We start from the raw sequence: 19,715 nt of genomic DNA on the forward strand, positions 1-19,715 counted from the left end.
TCAGGCTCCCATGACCAGAATCAACGTGGCGCAGACGCAGGCGTACAACGCGCCTTCGAACAACGCCTCGTGCCAGACAAACTGCAGCACGCCAAGGCGCCGCAATGTCCAGTCCAGCAACAGGAAAATCGGCAAGCCCAGCAGCAGCGCCTGGGCAATCGGGGGCAGATAGGCACCACCCACTTCCAGATCAATGGGCAAGGACAGGTTCTCCTTCAAGGCCTGAGGGTTGAAAGTGGTCGCGATAGCGTTCCACGAACGACACCACGATCAGCAGCGCCACACGCATGCGGAACACCGACCACAGGTGCTCGTGAACATCGGTGTGCAGGGCATCCAGGTCGTCGCCCAAGGTGTGGAGGCTATCAAGCACCTGCACCACTTCGACCCCGGGCCGAGCGGCAACCAGCCTGCCCGTTTCCCGGACTGTCGAGAACAGGCGACGTTGCAGATCCGGACTCAGCAGTGCGTTGTTCTGCCCTTGCTGCCGGAGCTGATTCAAGGCGATACCCAATGCCATGCAGGCCAGGCTGACTTGAAACAGCTCGCGTGATTGTGGCTCCCGGGTCGCCGGCAGTAGCCCCAACATCATGGTCAGGCGGTCAACCATACGGCTCTCGAACGCAAACTGCTGTTCATCGCTCGCCGACGTTTTCAGCAAGGCGTACACCTGCTCGCAGTTCTCTTTGTAGAGCCGGCGCATGCGAAAATCCGGCCTGAACGGAAAGATCAGCGCATAGACACTCAAAGCCAGCACGGTCGCACAGGTATAGGCTCCGGCAAACTCGAACCACTGGCTGGCGGTGTTTTGACCAATCCCCACGTTCAACGGGCCAAGCAACAAAAACGTCGTGAGCCCCAGGCCAATCCCGGTACCTGTGGTGGGTGGACTGGCCAGCCCCACCGCTACGGCGTAGAGCAAGGGCGCCAGCAGCAAGGCAAGCATCTCGAAATTGCTGATCATCGGCACAAACATGAACTGAAGGAGCGCCGAGACCACCAGTGCCAGCCCGAACCCCCTGGCATAGCTTTGAACAGCCAGTAGCGGTCGGGGAAACGTCGACATCAGCGAGCAAAGGATGCCCACCAGCACCATCCCGGCTCGCGCACCGTCCCAGCCGGTTTCGATCCAGATCAGGCCGGCGATCAACAGCGCGCAAAAGGCCCGGACGGCATTCATCGTCGCCAGGGTGAAGTCCAGATGCAGCGGATTTTCCCGCCCGCGAAACACGCTGCTGGCGGGTCGCCCGCTCTGGATGGCATCGCTCAGCTCCAGAATCTGCTCAAGCTGCTGCAACAGACGCGCCTGCTCCCAGCGCAGCGACCAGGCCAGCGAACGCAAGGTGGCCGGCAGCGGCTCGGTCAATTGTTCGGCCCTGTAGGCCAGCTCATCAAAGCGTTGTTGCAGCGATGTGAAATGATGGCGCTTTTCACTGGACAGCGAACGCCCCTCCCGCGCCAGTTCATCGAGAAAGTCCAGCTCTTCGGCACGCAGCCGTTGAATCTCTTCAGGCAGCTCGCCCTCCCAGCGCTCAGTCAACAGCAGCCGCTGGTGGCGCAGGGCGGTCAGCCGCGCGGTCAACAACACCAATTGGTTGCCCAACAGTTGCACCAGGCCGTTGGCGCTGCGTAACCGGGGCGCATCGTAGTACATGTGCCGACGCACGCCCTCCAGGCCGCTGATCTGGCCCAGCAGCTGCATTTGCCGCTGCTGGAATTCGGCTTCGCTCTCTTCGGTGCGGATGACGGCGCTGGCATGGGTGGCCAGCAACCGGGTGATCTGATCGATTTTGGCGAAGTAATCCCGGGCCACGGCTTCCGGCCTGGCGGTGAGCAAGCTGACCACGCACACGCAGGCAACCGCCAGCAAGGTTTCGGTGAGGCGGGTCACTGCCAGCAAAAAGGTGCCGTCCTGATCGGGAATCGCCAGCAACGCGATGACCACGGCGGTGTAGCCACTGAGCACGAATGCCCCGGAACTGGTGTAGCGCAACAGCGTGCCACCGGCGGTGCACAGCGCCAGCCACAACGCCAGGGTGGTGATGAACGGCAGTGGTGCCTGGGGAAAGATCGCCATGATCAACACCGCCACGGCCGCCCCCAGCGTGGTGCCGATCACCTGGCCAAAACTGCGGGCCAGCACCATGCCAGCCAGTGGCTGGCTGATGATGACCACGGCCATGATCGACCACTTGGGCTGGTCCAGATCGAACAAAAACGCCAGGTACAGGGTCAACAACCCGGCCGCGATGGTTCGCAAGGCAAACAGCAACACCCCGGGGCCGGGGTTGAAAATCGCCTTGAAGTATTGCAACAACGCTTGCATGGGAACACTCGTCGAGACACCTCCAGCAAGCGTAGTCACTGCTGCGGTGCCTCGAGAGGTTTTGCCATCGACGCAGCTTGCCGGCCCGTGGATTGTCGGCTGAAGGGCTGTTCAACGGTTTGAATCGAGTGAGAACGGCGTCAAGGTTTGACTCAAAGCCTGGCCTGACCGAAGCTTGCGCCTTTGCAAAAGCTTGCCAGCTTCCGGATTCCTGCATGCCCAAGTCCCGCCGCCTTCTGTTTATCAGCCTCTTCGCCCTGCTCGTCATCGGCGGTGTCTGGTTTTCCCTGCGCGATACCACCCCGGTGGTTCCCGAAGCCATCCTGCACGGCTACAGCGAAGCGCTGGCGGCTGCCCGGGCCGGCCAACCGGGTGCGGCGCGGGTGCTCTATCAGCAATTGGCCCGTCCGGACCTGTCCCCCAAACGTCGTATCGGGTTGCATGCCGAGCTGCCCAACTATCCAAGCTCGGTGGCCCTGAAGCTGGCGGATGCCGACCTGCAGAACGAGTCGCCCGAGGTACGTATCGCGGCGATCAGAAGCATCAGCGGCCTGGTACCGAACGGCCAGCGCAGTCTGCTGCTGGGTCCATTGCTCGATGACAGCGAACAAAGCGTGCGGCTGGCGGCGATCAACGCGCTGCTGGGATTGTCCCCGGATGAACTGGGTTTGTATTTCGGGCCGCTGGAGCAAGCCATCGATGCCTGGGAGCAAGTGCTCAAGAGCGCGCCGCAAAGTGCCGAAAACCAATACCAACTGGCCCGACTGCACTTGCACAACGCCGAGCTCAAGCAAGCGCAACAGGCGCTGGACAACACCCTGCGCCTGGCGCCGGACAACCTGCCGGCGCTGGTACTGCAAATCGAGGTGCTGGATAAACAGGGCCAGAACGACGCTGCCCGGCAACTGTTGGCCAGGCAACTGCAGGCACAACCCAACTCGGCCTACCTGCAACACGCGTTGGGGCTCTGGCTGCTGCATCACGAGCAAAGCGAATTCGCCCTGCTCGGCCTGTCCAAGGCCGTAGAGCTTGAGCCCAATAACCGGGACTACCGCTACGACCTGGCCACCACGTTGCACGGTGAGCAGGAGCTCGAAGCGGCGCAGAAACAGTTGCAGGAAATCGTTCAACGCCACCCGAACGATCGCAAGGCCCGGGTGCTGCTGATCAACTACTGGAAGGAAAGCGGACAGCTGCAAAATGTGCAGATCCTGTTGGCCCAACTCGAACAGATGAACCCCGATGATCCGGCGTTGCAACAAGGGCTTTGACCCCGACTGAAATTTCGTTGAACCGTCGTCCTGGCCAGGGGTCAAGTGAACAGGCAGCCCGTTATGGCGCTTCGCAGCGGCTGCCTCGTTGACCCTGGCCATATGAGGACGCTTGTTTGTCTCTATCCAACGATTTGAACCGAGACAAGGCCGCCACCGGTATCGAAGGTCTGGACGATATCCTCGATGGCGGACTGTCCCGCGGACATGTGTTTTTGCTCGAAGGCGAGCCGGGCACCGGCAAGACCACCGTGGCGCTGCACTTCCTGTTGGCAGGCGCGCAAGCCGGCGAACGCTCCTTGTACATCACCCTCTCTGAAACCGAACGCGAGCTGCGCCAGGGCGCCTTGTCCCATGGCTGGGAGATGGACGAAAACGTCCATATCTTCGAACTGACGCCCCCGGAAAGCCTGCTCAATGTCGAACAGCAGCAGACACTGCTCTATTCCTCCGACCTGGAACTGGGCGAAGCCACCCGCCAGATCTTCGAGGTGGTCGAGCGGGTCAAGCCGACCCGCGTTGTCCTGGACAGCCTTTCCGAGATTCGCCTGCTGGCGCAAAGCTCGCTGCGCTACCGTCGGCAGATTCTGGCCATCAAGCATTATTTCGTGCGTTACGACGCCACGGTGTTGCTGCTCGATGACCTGACCGCCGAGTCCCTGGACAAAACCGTGCACAGCGTGGCCCACGGCGTGATTCGCCTGGAAGAATTGACCCCGAACTACGGCGCCGAGCGACGTCGCATCCGCGTGGTCAAGTACCGCGGCCAGAAGTACCGCGGCGGCTTCCATGACTTCACCATCACGGGCGATGGCGTACGTGTATTCCCGCGCCTGGTGGCCGCCGAACATCGCGGTCAATACCTGCGTCAGCAATTGACCAGCGGCATCCGGGAAATGGATGCGCTGCTGGGCGGCGGTATCGAGACGGGTTCCAGCACCTTGATTCTCGGCCCGGCGGGGACCGGCAAATCGCTGATCGCCATGGTGTTCGCCGCCGCGGCCGTGGCCCGGGGCGAAAAAGCCGCGTTATTCATTTTCGATGAAGAGTTGGGGTTGTTGTTCGAGCGCATGAAGAACATCGGCATCGATTTGCAGGCAATGCAAGACAGCGGCAATTTGCTGGTCGAACAAGTGGACGCGGCCGAGCTGTCCCCCGGCGAGTTCTCCCACCGGGTCCGGCGCTGCGTGGACGAAGGCAATATAAAGACCGTGGTGATCGACAGCATCAACGGCTATCAGGCGGCGATGCCGGAAGAAAACGCCTTGGTGCTGCACATGCACGAGCTACTGCTGTACCTCAATCGCCAGGGCGCCGCAACCTTCATGACGGTCGCCCAACACGGCCTGGTCGGCGACATGCAGGCGCCGGTCGACATCACCTACCTGGCCGACACAGTCATTCTGCTGCGTTACTTCGAAGCCCTGGGCAAGGTGCGCCGGGCCATTTCGATCATCAAGAAACGTACCGGCAGCCATGAGTCGACCATCCGTGAATACCGCATCAGCGCCCAGGGCATGACCATCGGTGAGCCCCTGGAAGCCTTTCAGGGCGTATTGCGCGGCGTACCCACGTATCTCGGCGCCAGCAATCCATTGCTCGCGGACGAAATCCCGTGACGGACATGCAAGCGACGTCCGAGCGCGCAATCATCCTTGCGCCGCGAGGGCGCGACGGCCAGATAGCCCTGATGATGCTCAACGAGGCCGGGTTTCACGGGGTGATCAGCCCCGACCTGCCCGAATTGTGCGCCGAACTTGAACAGGGTGCCGGCCTGCTGCTGATCTCTTGCGAGGCGCTGTTGGGCGCTGATCTGGAACCGCTGATCCGCCTGATCGAACAGCAGCCCGCGTGGTCGGATCTGCCGATCGTGTTGATGACACACCATGGCGGCCCGCAACAGAACCCGGCATCGCGCTTCGGCCCGCAATTGGGCAACGTGACCTTCCTCGAACGGCCATTTCACCCGGTCACACTGATCAGCCTGGTCACCACGGCCCTGCGCGGACGGCGACGACAGTACGAAGCCAGGGATCGGTTGATCGACCTGAGCCAGAGTGAGTTGCGCCTGCAGAACACCCTCGAAACCCTTGAACAGCAGGTGCAAGAGCGCACCGCGCAACTGCGTCACAACGAGGAAGCGTTGCGCCAGTCGCAGAAAATGGAAGCCGTCGGCCAACTCACCGGCGGCATCGCCCATGATTTCAACAACATGCTGACCGGTATCATCGGCAGCCTGGAGTTGTTGCGTCGACGCCTGGCCCGGGGGCGAACCGAAGACCTGGACAGCCTGATCGATCTGGGGGTGACTTCGGCCAACCGCGCAGCGGGACTGACCCACCGCCTGCTGGCGTTTTCCCGGCGCCAGTCGCTGGATTCGAAACCCGTGGAGATGAACACCCTGGTGATCTCCATGGATGAACTGCTGCAACGCAGCATCAACGAAACCATTCGTCTGGACATGCAACTGGACGAGCACCTGTGGGTGGCCGAAGCCGACCCCAATCAACTGGAAAGCGCCCTGCTCAACCTGGTGATCAATGCCCGCGATGCCATGCCCAATGGCGGCAGTCTGGTGGTCTCGACTTCGAACCAGCACTTTGACGAGGATTTCACCCAAGGCCAGAGCAATCTCGATGCGGGTGACTATGTGGTGCTCAGCGTGACGGACACCGGCTGTGGCATGCCGCAAAGCACCATCAACCGCGCCTTCGACCCCTTCTTCACCACCAAGCCTATCGGCCAGGGCACCGGGCTGGGGTTATCAATGATCTATGGTTTCAGCAAACAATCGGGAGGTCACGTCGCCATCCAAAGCGTCGTGGGCGAAGGCACCACGGTGAGCCTGTTCCTGCCACGCTTCGGTGGAGACCTGCCTCGGGACCATCCATCGGACGTCGAACATTCACCTTTGGCCAGGAGTGGCGAGACGGTGTTGATTGTCGAGGACGATCCGGCGGTGCGGGTGCTGGTCAGCACGGTGTTGAGCGACCTGGGTTATGCCTACGTCGAGGCTTGTGATGGCGATAGCGCGGTGCCGATACTCGATTCGGCCCAGCGCATCGACCTGCTGATCAGCGATGTCGGCTTGCCCGGTATGAATGGCCGGCAACTGGCGGAAATCGGCCGGCAGTTGCGTCCCGAGCTGAGGGTGCTGTTCATCACCGGCTACGCCGAGCACGCCGCGGTGCGTGGCGGGTTCCTCGATCCGGGCATGCAGATGATCACCAAGCCGTTTACCTTCGACCTGTTGACGGCGAAGGTCAGGGAGATGATCAGGGCCTGAAGGCTTACGAAAGCATGTCCTGCATCAATTCCTGCAATTTATCCAGATCGAAAGGTTTTTCCAGGATCGGTGCCTTGTGCGTAATCGGGCTGTCGGTCTCGCGGATTTCCTGGGCATAGCCGCTGATGAAGATCACCTTGAGTTCCGGTCGCAGTTTCACGGCGGGCTCGGCGATCTGCACGCCGGAGATTCCTCCGGGCAGGCGGAAGTCGGTGATCATCATGTCCAGGTGCGGTTTGCTCGCCAGGATTTCGAAAGCCTGCTCGCCGTTTTCGGCCTGCAATACGCGGTAACCCTCGCCCGACAGATAAGCGGACAGCACCATCAGAATCGAGGGATCGTCCTCGACGACGAGTACTACATCTTGTGCATCTTCGCTCATGGGAAGCCTTTGCTCGGTCAATTGCTGCTGATAGACCGTGGGGTCGACCAGAGGTTGCGTTTATCCGGTTGTTTTCCTACAGCGGCAGACAAACGCGAAACAAGGCGCCTTCGCCGATCCTGCTCTGGACGGTAATAGTACCGCCATGGGCGGCCACAATCTGCTCTGAAATAAACAATCCCAGGCCCAGCCCGGCGACGGCGTGCCTGGCCGATACCCGCTCGAACTGCTGGAAGATCCGCTTCTGGTTTTCCTCGCTGATGCCAATCCCTCGATCCTGCACGTCCACCAGCGCCTGGCCACCTTCACAGTAGACCTTCACCGAGATCGGGCTCTTGGCCCCGTAGCGCAAGGCGTTGGTCAGCAGGTTGGAAATGACCTGTTCAATTCGAAACTCGTCCCAGTTTCCGATCACCGGTTGCGTGGCATCGAGCGAGACCGACGCTTCGGCGGCGTCGATCTGCTGGGAAAAGTTGTGCAACAGCTCGCGAACCAGCGTTGAAAGGTCAAAGCGCTTGGGCCGGATCGACAACTTTCCGGTGCGAATGCGCGAGACATCGAGCATGTCTTCAATCAATCGAATCAGGCTTTTGATCTGCCGCTCGTCGCGGTCGACCATCGCGTGCATCTTGTCCAGGGTGAAGGCGGCGGAGTTGTCCCGGGCCAGGTGCATCTTGCGCAACTGGGTTTCAAGGATCAGGCCGTTGAGCGGCGTGCGCACTTCGTGGGCGACGATGGACATGAAGTCATCGCGCATGCGTACCGCCTGTTCCAGTTCCAGTTGAGTGCTTTGCAATCGCTTGAGCAGGGTCTCCTGTTCGCGGCGACTTTGCTCAAGGGCCAGCACTTGTTCCTTCATCGCCTTGCTCTGGCGATAGAGGTCGACGAACACATTGACCTTGCTCTTGACCGCCTGGAGGTCCAGCGGTTTGTACAGGAAGTCCACGGCACCGCTTTCATAGCCCTTGAAGGCGTAATTGAGTTCACGCCCGGCGGCGCTGACGAAAACGATCGGGATGTTCCTGGTTTTTTCCGTGCCGCGCATCAACTCGGCCAGCTCGAAGCCATTCATGCCGGGCATCTGCACATCGAGGATGGCCAAGGCGAATTCGTGTTGCAACAGCAGGGACAAGGCCTCGTCGGCGGACAGCGCCTTGTACACAATGCGGTCCTCACGCTTGATCAGCGCTTCAAGTGCCAGCAGATTCTCCGGCAGATCGTCCACGATCAGCAGTTTGGCATGGATATTACTCAGCATGCGATTCGTTCCAGCTCGACAAGCAGACGGCCGATGCCGCGTACAGGAATGATCGAAAGTGCGAAGCCTTCGCGCAGCGGGCCGGGGATGTTCAACAGCGTCTCGACGCCACCGGCGCAGGCACCGATCACGATCGCTTCGATAGCCGGCATTTTCGTTGCACTTTTCATGATTTTCGATAGATCCGTTCTTGTTTGACCAGCGGCTCGAACTGATCGCCGAAGGCTGAGAAATCCGGGGTTTCCTTACTGCCCAGCACCAGGAAACCGCGATGGCAGAGGGACTCATGAAACAGCCCGAACGCTCGACCCTGAAGACTTTTATTAAAATAAATCAGTACGTTACGGCATGAAATTAATTGAGTTTCGGAGAATACGCTGTCCGTCGCCAGGCTGTGATCGGCAAAGGTCACGTTCTCGCGCAGGGTCTTGTCGAAAATCGCGTACCCATAGGCCGCCGTATAGTAGTCGGCAAACGAACTCTGGCCACCGGCCTGCTGGTAATTAGCAGTGTAGGCGCGGACGTTCTCCATCGAGAAAATCCCTTGCCTGGCCTTTTCCAGCGAGCGCGGATTGATGTCGGTGGCGTAGATGATGGTACGGTCCAGCAGGCCTTCTTCGCGCAGCACAATGGCCATCGAATACACCTCTTCACCGGTGCTGCATCCGGCGATCCAGATCTTGATCGAAGGGTAGGTTCGCAGCAGCGGCACCACTTCCTTGCGGATGGCCAGGAAGTGCGAGGGATCGCGAAACATTTCGCTGACCGGAATGGTCAGCAACTGCAGCAGTTGCATGAACGCGGCGGGATCGTGCAGGACCTTTTCCTGCAACGCCGAGATGGTGTTGCACTCGAACTGACTCAGCGCATGGTCGACCCGGCGTTTGATCGAAGCGCCGGAGTAATCGCGAAAATCGTAGCTGTACTTGAGATAGATCGCCTCGATCAACAACCGCAGTTCGATTTCGCTGTTTCGATCCACTGAAAAATTGCGCTCCACTAGATACGTTCCATCTTCGGTAACCACACACGAATCAGCGAAAACAGGCGATCGAGGTCGATGGGCTTGGCCAGGTAATCGTTGGCGCCGGCCTGCAGGCAGCGCTCCTGATCATCCTTCATGGCCTTGGCCGTCACGGCGATGATTGGCAGCTTGCGCCAGCGCAGATTCTTGCGGATTTCAACGGTGGCTTCAAAACCATCCATTTGCGGCATCATCACGTCCATCAACACCAGATCGATGTCTTGCACCTCATTCAATCGTTCAATCGCTTCGCGGCCGTTGCGGCCAATGACCACGACTGCGCCCTTTTGCTCCAGCGCGCTGGTGAGGGCGAAAATGTTGCGCACATCGTCATCCACCAGCAGCACCTTGCGGCCTTCGAAGACCTTGTCGCGGCTGCGGGCGACCTTGAGCATCTTCTGCCGCTCATGGGACAACCGTGATTCGACTTTGTGCAGAAAAAGCGTCACCTCATCCAGCAACCGCTCCGGCGAGCGTGCGCCCTTGATGATGATCGAACGCGAATACTTGCGCAGTTCGGCCTCTTCATCCCGGGTCAGGTTGCGCCCGGTATAGACGATGACGGGCGGAAAGGAACAGATGTCTTCGGTGGACATGCGCTTGAGCAGGTCATTGCCGAGCATGTCGGGCAGCTTGAGGTCGATGATCATGCAATCGAAGACGGATGAGCGCAGCAGGTCCAGCGCCTCCTGTGCCAGGCCAACGGCGGTGATCTCGATGTCATCGTCGCCGATCAGGCGGGCAATGCTGTCGCGCTGCACGTCGTCGTCCTCGACCAGCAGCACGCGCTTGACCTTCTGGGTCAGCTTGGCCTCAAGGCGTGCAAACACGTCCTTGAGTTCCTCGCGGGTGGTCGGCTTGACCACGTAGCCGATGGCGCCCATGTGCATCGCCGCCTCGACCCGGTCTTCGACCGAAATCACATGTACCGGGATGTGCCGGGTTTCGGCGTGTTCCTTCAAACGTTGCAGCACGCTCAGGCCGGAATGATCCGGCAGGCGCATGTCCAGCAGGATCGCATCGGGGATGAACGCCTTGGCCAGGTCGTAGCCTTCGTCGGCGCCGTGAGCCACCAGGCACTGATAACCCAGTTCATGGGCCAGGTCGTAGAGGATGTGCGCAAAGTTCGGCTCATCCTCCACCACCAGAATGCAGCGTTTGGTGAACGGCCCTTTGTTGCGGTCGTCGTCGAAGCGCGGAATGTCGACTTCGGCCACCAATGGCGACAACGTGGGCGGCAATACACTCGACACAGCCGCCACAGGAACGGCTCGCATCGGTTCGACAGGCACTTCGCCCGGTTCCACGTACTGCTGTGGCAAGACCAGGGTAAACACACTGCCCTGCCCCGGCGTGCTGGTTACGCTGATGGAGCCGCCGAGCAAGGCCGCCAGGTCACGGGAGATCGACAACCCCAGCCCGGTGCCGCCGTAACGCCGATTGGTGGTGCCGTCGGCCTGACGGAACGCTTCGAAGATGCTTTCGTGCTGATCCACCTCGATGCCGATTCCGGAATCGCGGATGCTGAACGCGATGCCGTCATTCGGCGCCGTGGCGACGGACAGGCTGACGCTGCCGTTTTGCGTGAATTTCACCGCGTTGGACAGCAGGTTCTTGAGCACTTGCTCCAGACGCTGGCGATCGGTGAACAGCATCAACGGTGCACCGTCCTGCATATCCACCCGGAAATCCAGTTGCTTGTCCGTTGCCAATGGCTGGAACAGGCCGCGCAGGCCATCCACCAGGCGCGCCACGCTGGTGTTCTCCGGACGGATTTCCAGCTTGCCGGCCTCGACTTTGGAAATATCCAGAATGTCGTTGATCAGGTTGAGCAAGTCGTTGCCGGCGGAGTAGATCGACTCGGCGAATTGGACTTGCTCGGCAGTGAGGTTCTCTTCCGGGTTTTCCGCCAGCAGCTTGGCCAGGATCAACGAGCTGTTCAGCGGCGTGCGCAGCTCATGGGACATGTTGGCGAGGAATTCGGACTTGTACTTGCTCGAGCGCTGCAATTCTACCGCGCGTTCTTCGAGCTGGATCTGGGCCTGATTGAGTTCGGTATTCTTCAGGTCCATGGCGTCGCGCTGCTCGGCCAGTACTTCTGCCTGCTCGGCGAGTTGTTCGTTGGTCTGCTCCAGCTCCACCTGCTGGGTTTCCAGGTGCGCCTGGGACTCCTTGAGAATCCGCGACTGCTCTTCGAGCTCTTCGTTGGCGGTCTTGAGTTCTTCCTGCTGAACCTGCAGTTCTTCGTTGAGTTGCTGGGTTTCGGCCAACACCTCCTGCAAACGCTGGCGATAACGTGCCGCCTCGATCGAGGTGCCGATGTTGCCGGCAATCAGCTCAAGCAATTCAACGTCACGGTCGGTCAGTGGACGCAGAAAGCCCAACTCGATCACGCCATTGACCCGCTCGTCGTCGCTGGTTGGCACCACCAGCACACTGCACGGCAAACCGTCACCGAGGCCGGAGCTGACCTTGAAGTAATCTCCCGGCACCTCGTCCAGGCGAATCAGCCGTGCCTGTTGCGCCACTTGGCCGACAATGCCTTCTTCGCTGTAGATCTGCTGTTCACGCCCTTCCTGTTCACGGGAAAAACCATAAGTGGCGATGCGCTTGAGGCCGCCATGGTCTTCGCGCACATAAATAGCCGCCACGGCGGTGCCCAGGTACTGCGCGCAGAATTGCAGGATATTGCGACCCAGCATGCTCAAGCTCAATTGTCCCAGCACCTGCTCGGCCAGCTCGGTCTGGCCGTTACGCAGCCAGGCCTGTTGCTCCAGGTGATGGGCGCTGGCCTGTTGGGCGGCAAGGTTGACGCTGTAGTTCTGCGACAGGGTCAACAAATCGCGGCGCCCGACGTACGCCAGCAACCCGCTGACCCCGGCTATGAACAACAGGTAGAGACTGATGCTCATGATGGTGGTGCCGCGCACTTCGTCATTGCGTGATGCGCGCAACTGTTGTTCGGTGTCGATCACCGCCTCGAACTGCTTGCGAATTTCATCGGTCAGGCGTTTACCGCGTCCGGCCTTGACGATGGCGCGATAATCGCCGCTGCTGCGCTGCAAATCGATCATCGATTGCGCGTAGTTGGTCCACTCCAGCTGCAAGGCTCGCAACCGTAGCAAGCGATCAGTCTGCACCGGGTTGTCGGCGGTCAGTTCAAGCAAGGTGTCGAGCGCCACGGCGATGCGCGGCTTGGCGGTTTCGTACCGATCGAGGAAATGCTCGTCGCCACTGAGCAGGAAACCGCGCATCCCGGTTTCCAGATCCACGGTCAGCTTGACCGCTTCATTGGCGTTATTGATCACCCGGTCGGTGTGCTCCACCCACTGGATGGTCGACAGTAAATAGCTGATCAGCGACACGAAAAACACAGCGCTGATAAGACCCAGACCCAACGGCAGGCTGATGTTACGGCTCAGGAGTTTACGAAATCGTTGCTCATCAACCGAGGACGCTGAGGTCATGGGGCAGGCCTTGTCGAACTGTCAGAATGCAAGGAGTTTGCCCCAAAACTGGCAAATTGATCCAATTATCTGACATGTTTGCGCGCAAGGTCCTACATTGCGCTGCTCCCGCGTTATCCTTGCCTGGCTTGTACCGCCAATCCTTTTTCCATCGCGCAGGGAACTTGTCGGGATCCGCCACTTACTCATGCAAGAGGCCGGTGATTTCCAGCGACCGGCAATGCCAATCTTTTTCGGGAACTCGACCATGTCATCCGCCAACGCCTCCACCATCCTTGTCGTCGAAGACGATGCCATCGTGCGCATGCTGATCGTCGACGTCCTGGAAGAACTGGAATTCAAGGTTCTGGAAGCCGATGGCAGCGAACAGGCACTGGTGATGCTCAAGGACTTGAACCAACACATTGACCTGATGATGACTGATGTTGGCCTGCCGGTCATGGACGGCCTCGAACTGGCCAATGAAGCAAGAGCTTTACGTCCAACCCTTCCGATATTGTTCGCCAGCGGTTATGCCGAAAACATCGAAGTGCCCGTCGACATGCACCTGATCGGCAAACCCTTCTCCATTGATCAGTTGCGCGACAAGGTCAAAAGCATTCTCGAGTGACGCAGTGCTGCGCTGTGGTTTAATGCGCGCCTTTTTCATCCCTGCCCTGTCTTCGCTTCAAGGAAATCCCGTACATGATTGAGCCCCGCGCAACCAAAGTCCTGGTCATTGGTTACGTCTGGCCCGAGCCCCGCTCTTCCGCGGCCAGCGGGCATGTCATGCAGATTCTCGACGTTTTCCTGGACCAGGGCTGGGACATCACGTTCAGCAGCCCGGCAGGCTTCGGCGAGCAACGTGCGGACCTGACAGCGTTGGGTATTGACGAAGTACCCATCGAGCTGAACAACAGCAGTTTCGACGCATTCATCAGCGAACTGGCGCCGGATATCGTGTTGTTCGATCAATTCATGATGGAGGAACAGTTCGGCTGGCGGGTCGAGAAGCATTGCCCCGATGCCTTGCGCGTGCTCGAAAGTTGCGACCTGCAAAGCCTGAGGCTGGGTCGGCATCAACGCCTCAAGGAGCGTTTGAAGGCCAGTGACGACAACAATGACTTCAACGAACTGTTCGCCCCGGCGGCGCGCGAAGAGTTCGAACACATGGCTGATACCGATCTGGCGAAGCGCGAGATCGCCTCATTTTATCGTTGTGATTTGACGCTGATGGTTTCCGAAGTGGAAGTCGAATTGCTGGTCGAGCAGTTCAGGTTTCCCCGCAACCTGCTGCACTGGTGCCCGTTGATGGTCGATGTTCCGTCCCGTGCACCGGTACCGTTCGAAGACCGGGCGCACTTTCTTCATATCGGTAACTTTCGCCATGCGCCCAACTGGGATGCGGTGCTCTGGTTGAAAAGCGCTATCTGGCCGTTGATTCGCGAGCAGATACCCGGCGCTCAATTGCATATCTATGGTGCCTACACACCACCCAAGGCGACTGCCCTGCATAACCCGGCCCAGGGTTTTCATGTGATGAACTGGGCAGAAGACGCCCTGCAAGTCATGTCGTCGGCGCGGGTCTGTATGGCACCGTTGCGTTTTGGCGCGGGAATCAAAGGCAAGATTGTCGATGCGATGCTCTGTGGCACGCCGAATGTGACGACGCCAGTGGGTGCCGAGGCGATGCATGATCAAGAGGCATGGCCCGGTGCAGTGACCCGTTCGGCACGCGAGTTCGCCGATCATGCCGTGCAACTGCACAACGACAAGACGCGCTGGCTGGACGCCCAGGCGCACGGGAAAACCCTGCTTGCCAGTCGCTACCGAAAATCCGTTCATGGCCCGGCCCTGATCCAGCGGCTGGTCGATTGCCAGCAGAATCTGGCAAACATAAGACGAGATAACTTTACCGGCAGCATGCTGCGTCATCACCAGCACAAGAGCACTCAATACATGGCGCAATGGATTGAGGCGAAGAACCGACTGAATCAGGAGTAGCCCACTTTTCTTGTGCAATACATAGTTACCGCCATTGCTGTGCCCGACCGGTTAATCTGACCGCTTCACACCCAATGGATGGGGTGATTCGCACAAGGAATGGCCATGACCAGCAATACGCGTGGTTTGCTCGACAAGCAAACCTGGATGAGCAGCACCCTCGAAATCAATCAACTCAAACTCACCGATATCGTCTGGCCTGGCGTGCATAACGCCGGAATGGACAAAAAAGCGCCCAACCACGATGCGGTGCTCGGCCATTGGACGATTTGTCAGAACGACACTTTTTCCTGGCAACTGGCCAACGGCGCCCGCGCCTTTGATATCCGTCTGGGCTACACCGCCGGTGCGGCTCGATCGGGCTTCTACTTTCACCACAACGGCTTTCGCTCGCACCGCGCCCTGGACGATCTGATCGACGCGGTACTGCTGTTCCTTGATCGAAACCCGGACGAATTTATCGTGCTGGACTTCCATCAACTGGCTGATGGCAATAAACCTTTCGATCATGAAAGGTTCAGTGACTGGCTCGTGCGACGTCTAGGGCTGCGGGCCGTCCTTCCAGGCGACAGATTCAAAACGGTTGGAGAACTCAAAAGTGCGAGCCCACATCGCCGGGTGATCATGGCGGCACCCGCCCTGTCGGCGCTCGATGGCGAGTACTTCTGGCCTCGCATCCCGCACAAATGGCGCGACAACGCGTTCTCCGCCCCCGCCGAGCTGCAACGCTACATCGCGCAAACCCTGGAAGATGCGCCCTACGAAACCTTCCTCTGGTCACTGTCCGCGACCACCTACTCGCTGCTCGGCGGGCCCGGAAATATCAAGCGGCAGATCAACGACTGGTTCGACACCACGAGAAACTGGGTCACGCGTTGCAGCATCATCAGCACCGATTTTTTCGACGAGTCCGACATCGTTCGTTATTGCTGGAGCGCCACCAGCATGAAAGCGGTTTACGGCCGTGCCTTGCACGAACAGACGCACCGGCGGTAGTAGCGCTATCCATCCGGCAAGAGGCATGATCGGGGCGGGATAACTACACAAGCGCCCTGACATGACCCGTACCGCCAGAGTCACCGATCCTTCCTATGAGTTGATGGACGACCACAACGGCTTGTCCATCATCTATCGCCAGCACGGTTTCCCCTGCCCTCTGGTGCGCTGGCATTTCCACAAGGAATACGAACTGCACCTGATCGTCGCCAGTTCCGGCAAGGTGTTCATCGGCGACTACATCGGCAACTTCTATCCCCGGACACTGTTTCTCACCGGCCCCAACCTGCCCCACAACTGGATCAGCCAGGTGGCCGAGGACGAAGTGGTGCCCAAGCGTGACATGCTGGTCAATTTCACAGACGAGTTGTTCGACAGCGGCTATCAGGTGTTCGCCGAACTCAAGGCCCTGGCACCGCTGCTGGAGCGCGCGCAGTACGGCATCGAGTTTCGCTGCAAGCACACCATCGACAAGGCGATGGACCTGATGCAGCGCATCGCCGATACCACCGGTATGACCCGGCTCGGGCACTTTTTCATTCTGCTGGAGTTGCTCGCGGCCACCGACGACTACCAATTGCTCTCCGGTGCCACAACCCCGCAACTGGCGGACGAGCACAATATCGATCGCACCAACCGCGCGGTGGATTACATTTTTGCCCACTACGCCCGGGACTTGACGCTGGAAGAGGTCGCCGAGCACCTGGGTATGAAGCCGACGTATTTCAGCCGGGTATTCAAGCAGGCCACCGGGCGCAATTTCATCGAATTCGTCAATCGCCTGCGCATCAGCAAGTCCTGCGAGTTGCTGGCCGATGGCGACAAGCCGGTGACTGACGTCTGCTTCGAATCGGGCTTCAACAATATTTCCAACTTCAACCGGCGCTTCCAGCAGCTCAAGGGCATGACGCCTTCGCATTACCGGCGGCTGGTGGTGCAGCGGTTGACCGAGCAAAACCTGGGTTGAAGACACGCCTCAAATTCCTGTGGGAGCGAGCTTGCTCGCGATGAGGCCGTGTCAGTCGACATTTATTAACCTGATACACCGCCATCGTCGGATCGCCGCCCGGACCAAGCTCGCTCCCACAGGTACAGCGTTACCCCCTGAAACCTGTACGGATTCAATACCCCTCCTTCGCTGAAAAGCCCTTCCCTGCGTCTACCCCTCAAAACTTCAGTGCAAAAAAGTATCAATTGAAGTGCGATGGATGATTTGTCTCGCCCTCGATTGAAGGATGTAATCAGCGCACATTCTTCCTGCCTTCGGAAGACACAAAAACAATAACTGTCCTTCTGTAGCCCGCCGGGTGCAGAAAAGGAGTGCACGATGCAACCTTCGGTAAAAGCCCTGCTTGCCCTCACCTGCATGACCCTGAGCAGCGTCAGCCTTGGCGCACAGACCCTGACCATCGCCACCGTCAACAACAGCGACATGATCCGCATGCAAAAGCTCTCGAAAACCTTCGAGGCCGAGCATCCGGACATCAAGCTCAATTGGGTGGTCCTCGAAGAAAACGTCCTGCGCCAGCGCCTGACCACAGACATCGCCACCCAGGGCGGGCAATTCGACGTGCTGACCATCGGCATGTACGAAGCCGCACTCTGGGGTGCCAAGGGCTGGCTGGAGCCAATGAAGGATTTGCCGGCTGGTTATGCCCTCGAAGACGTGTTTGCGTCGGTGCGTGAAGGCCTGTCTGTCAAAGGCCAGCTGTACGCCCTGCCGTTCTACGCCGAAAGCTCGATCACCTATTACCGCACCGACCTGTTCAAGGACGCCGGCCTGACCATGCCCGAGCGCCCGACCTGGGAGCAGATCGGTGAATTCGCCGCCAAACTGAACAAACCCGAACAGGAACAGTACGGCATCTGCCTGCGGGGCAAGGCCGGCTGGGGCGAGAACATCGCGCTGATCAGCACCGTGGCCAACGCCTATGGCGCGCGCTGGTTCGATGAAAAGTGGCAGCCGGAATTCAACGGTCCCGAATGGAAAAACGCGCTGAACTTCTATGTCGACACCATGAAGAAATCCGGCCCGCCGGGCGCATCGAGCAACGGTTTCAACGAAAACCTGGCGCTGTTCAATAGTGGCAAATGCGCGATCTGGGTCGATGCCAGCGTCGCCGGCTCGTTCGTCACCGACAAGTCCCAGAGCAAGGTCACCGATCACGTCGGCTTCACCTATGCGCCGCATCAGGTCACTGACAAGGGCTCGGCCTGGTTGTACTCCTGGGCGCTGGCCATTCCGACCAGTTCCAAGGCCAAGGACGCAGCGAAAACCTTCAGCGCCTGGGCCACGTCCAAAGAATACGGCGCACTGGTCGCGGAAAAAGACGGCATCGCCAACGTGCCGCCGGGCACCCGGGCCTCGACCTACAGCGAGGCGTACATGAGTGCCGCGCCGTTCGCCAGGGTCACGCTGGAATCGCTCAAGGCCGCGGACCCGAGCAAGCCGGGCGCCAGACCTGTGCCGTACATCGGCATCCAGTTGGTGACCATTCCCGAGTTCCAGGGCATCGGCACCCAGGTCGGCAAATCCTTCTCGGCGGCGCTGATCGGCCAGACCACGGTCGACCAGGCGTTGGCGGCTGCCCAGCAAACCACCGAGCGCGAGATGAAGCGCGCGGGTTATCCCAAGTAACCGGCAGTAGCCTGCCCCTGTTCCCTGTGGGAGCGAGCTTGCTCGCGATGAGTCCATGACATTCAACAGTGATGTCGGCTGACAGATTGCTATCGCGAGCAAGCTCGCTCCCACAGTTGATCTTCATTGCCTGTACCCATTCGGTTTAACACCATGAATACATCAACTGCAAAAGCTCACATGGACATTGCCCAGCCGCAGCGCAAAAGCAGCGTGGCCAATCCCGGCTGGTTTCTGGTCAGCCCTTCGGTGGCATTGCTGCTGTTGTGGATGATCGTACCGCTGGGTATGACCGTCTACTTCTCGACGATTCGCTACAACTTGCTCAACCCCGGCGAGAACGAGTTCGTCGGCCTGGAAAACTTCACCTACTTCCTCACCGACTCCGGCTTTCTGCCCGGCGCCACCAACACGCTGTTGCTGGTGGGCAGCGTGCTGCTGATCAGTGTGGTATTCGGCGTGCTGATCAGTGCATTGCTGGAGGCCAGTGAGTTTTTCGGTCGCGGCATCGTACGGGTGATGCTGATCTCGCCGTTTTTCATCATGCCCACGGTGGGCGCACTGATCTGGAAGAACCTGATTTTCCATCCGGTGTCGGGGATTCTCGCCTACGTCTGGAAGCTGTTCGGCGCGCAACCAGTGGACTGGCTGGCGCACTACCCGCTGCTGTCGATCATCATCATTGTCTCGTGGCAATGGCTGCCCTTCGCGATCCTGATCCTGATGACCGCCATGCAGTCCCTCGACCAGGAACAGAAAGAAGCCGCGCGCCTGGACGGTGCCGGGCCCATCGCGATTTTCTGGCACCTGACCTTGCCACACCTGGCGCGGCCGATTGCGGTGGTGGTGATGATCGAAACCATCTTCCTGCTCTCGGTGTTCGCCGAAATTTTCACCACCACCAACGGCGGTCCCGGCTACGCCTCGACCAACCTCGCCTACCTGATCTACAACCAGGCGCTGGTGCAGTTCGATGTCGGCATGGCCTCGGCGGGCGGCCTGATCGCCGTGGTCATCGCCAACATCGCCGCGATCATCCTGGTGCGGATGATCGGCAAAAACCTGACCGACAAAGCCTGAGGCC

General features: G+C 59.5%; 15 protein-coding genes and 1 pseudogene. 9 read left to right on the forward strand and 7 right to left on the reverse strand.

The genetic code is table 11. From position 1 onward, the window contains the following. Together AC1RDQ_RS09910 and AC1RDQ_RS09915 are read right to left on the reverse strand one after the other, a co-directional pair. A complete protein-coding gene (locus tag AC1RDQ_RS09910) occupies positions 1–201 on the reverse strand; it encodes a DUF1656 domain-containing protein (protein WP_032829912.1) in 201 nt (66 codons plus the stop codon). Beyond that, complete coding sequence (locus AC1RDQ_RS09915; RefSeq protein ID WP_492587103.1) at positions 191–2,326, reverse strand: FUSC family protein; 2,136 nt, start codon at positions 2,324–2,326, stop codon at positions 191–193. Before AC1RDQ_RS09915 ends, AC1RDQ_RS09910 begins: the two co-directional genes overlap by 11 nt. A 215-nt stretch (positions 2,327–2,541) precedes the next feature. Here AC1RDQ_RS09915 and AC1RDQ_RS09920 point away from each other — a divergent pair, with 215 nt between their 5' ends. From AC1RDQ_RS09920 to AC1RDQ_RS09930, 3 genes are all read left to right on the forward strand, one after another. Beyond that, positions 2,542–3,597 carry a tetratricopeptide repeat protein gene (locus tag AC1RDQ_RS09920; protein WP_090455294.1) on the forward strand — a complete coding sequence of 352 codons (1,056 nt, stop codon included), beginning with the start codon at positions 2,542–2,544 and terminating at the stop codon, positions 3,595–3,597. A gap of 116 nt (positions 3,598–3,713) precedes the next feature. Beyond that, entirely contained in the window at positions 3,714–5,216 is a 1,503-nt protein-coding gene (locus AC1RDQ_RS09925) for an ATPase domain-containing protein (protein ID WP_218495747.1), read from the forward strand. Next, positions 5,213–6,883, forward strand: a complete 1,671-nt coding sequence (locus AC1RDQ_RS09930) for a response regulator (protein WP_218495745.1) — start codon at positions 5,213–5,215, stop codon at positions 6,881–6,883. Before AC1RDQ_RS09925 ends, AC1RDQ_RS09930 begins: the two co-directional genes overlap by 4 nt. 4 nt (positions 6,884–6,887) lie before the next feature. On the opposite strand, the gene AC1RDQ_RS09935 is transcribed toward AC1RDQ_RS09930, so the two are convergent. The 5 genes and pseudogenes from AC1RDQ_RS09935 to AC1RDQ_RS09955 form a co-directional block, all read right to left on the reverse strand. Continuing rightward, positions 6,888–7,265: a response regulator gene (locus AC1RDQ_RS09935; protein ID WP_057714773.1), complete on the reverse strand. Its 378-nt coding sequence runs from the start codon at positions 7,263–7,265 to the stop codon at positions 6,888–6,890. A gap of 76 nt (positions 7,266–7,341) precedes the next feature. Continuing rightward, positions 7,342–8,523 carry a hybrid sensor histidine kinase/response regulator gene (locus tag AC1RDQ_RS09940; RefSeq protein WP_492587104.1) on the reverse strand — a complete coding sequence of 394 codons (1,182 nt, stop codon included), beginning with the start codon at positions 8,521–8,523 and terminating at the stop codon, positions 7,342–7,344. A gap of 41 nt (positions 8,524–8,564) precedes the next feature. Then, positions 8,565–8,693, reverse strand: a pseudogene (locus tag AC1RDQ_RS09945) (chemotaxis protein CheB); the annotation flags it as partial. After that, positions 8,690–9,523 (reverse strand): CheR family methyltransferase, encoded by an 834-nt coding sequence (locus AC1RDQ_RS09950; protein ID WP_057714771.1) that lies wholly within the window; start codon positions 9,521–9,523, stop codon positions 8,690–8,692. The gene AC1RDQ_RS09950 and the pseudogene AC1RDQ_RS09945, both read right to left, overlap by 4 nt. Continuing rightward, a complete protein-coding gene (locus tag AC1RDQ_RS09955; protein ID WP_492587106.1) occupies positions 9,523–13,014 on the reverse strand; it encodes a response regulator in 3,492 nt (1,163 codons plus the stop codon). The genes AC1RDQ_RS09950 and AC1RDQ_RS09955 overlap by 1 nt, the downstream gene beginning before the upstream one ends. 247 nt (positions 13,015–13,261) lie before the next feature. On the opposite strand from AC1RDQ_RS09955, the gene AC1RDQ_RS09960 reads away from it, so the two are divergent. From AC1RDQ_RS09960 to AC1RDQ_RS09985, 6 genes are all read left to right on the forward strand, one after another. Next, the gene (locus AC1RDQ_RS09960; RefSeq protein ID WP_492587108.1) at positions 13,262–13,624 is read left to right on the forward strand and encodes a response regulator; all 363 of its coding nucleotides are present in this window, start codon (positions 13,262–13,264) and stop codon (positions 13,622–13,624) included. 74 nt (positions 13,625–13,698) lie between these two features. Further along, a complete protein-coding gene (locus AC1RDQ_RS09965) occupies positions 13,699–14,997 on the forward strand; it encodes a glycosyltransferase (RefSeq protein ID WP_492587110.1) in 1,299 nt (432 codons plus the stop codon). A 105-nt stretch (positions 14,998–15,102) separates the two neighbouring features. Further along, a complete protein-coding gene (locus AC1RDQ_RS09970) occupies positions 15,103–15,993 on the forward strand; it encodes a phosphatidylinositol-specific phospholipase C domain-containing protein (protein WP_057714768.1) in 891 nt (296 codons plus the stop codon). A gap of 61 nt (positions 15,994–16,054) precedes the next feature. Beyond that, on the forward strand, positions 16,055–16,960 hold the full coding sequence (locus tag AC1RDQ_RS09975; protein WP_090455307.1) for an AraC family transcriptional regulator: 906 nt from the start codon (positions 16,055–16,057) through the stop codon (positions 16,958–16,960). A gap of 360 nt (positions 16,961–17,320) precedes the next feature. After that, positions 17,321–18,631, forward strand: a complete 1,311-nt coding sequence (locus tag AC1RDQ_RS09980) for an ABC transporter substrate-binding protein (protein WP_492587112.1) — start codon at positions 17,321–17,323, stop codon at positions 18,629–18,631. Positions 18,632–18,784: 153 nt separating this feature from the next. Then, complete coding sequence (locus tag AC1RDQ_RS09985) at positions 18,785–19,711, forward strand: carbohydrate ABC transporter permease (RefSeq protein ID WP_492587114.1); 927 nt, start codon at positions 18,785–18,787, stop codon at positions 19,709–19,711. Positions 19,712–19,715 lie beyond the last annotated feature (4 nt).

The organism is Pseudomonas sp. GW823-FHT02E01, assembly GCF_058797535.1.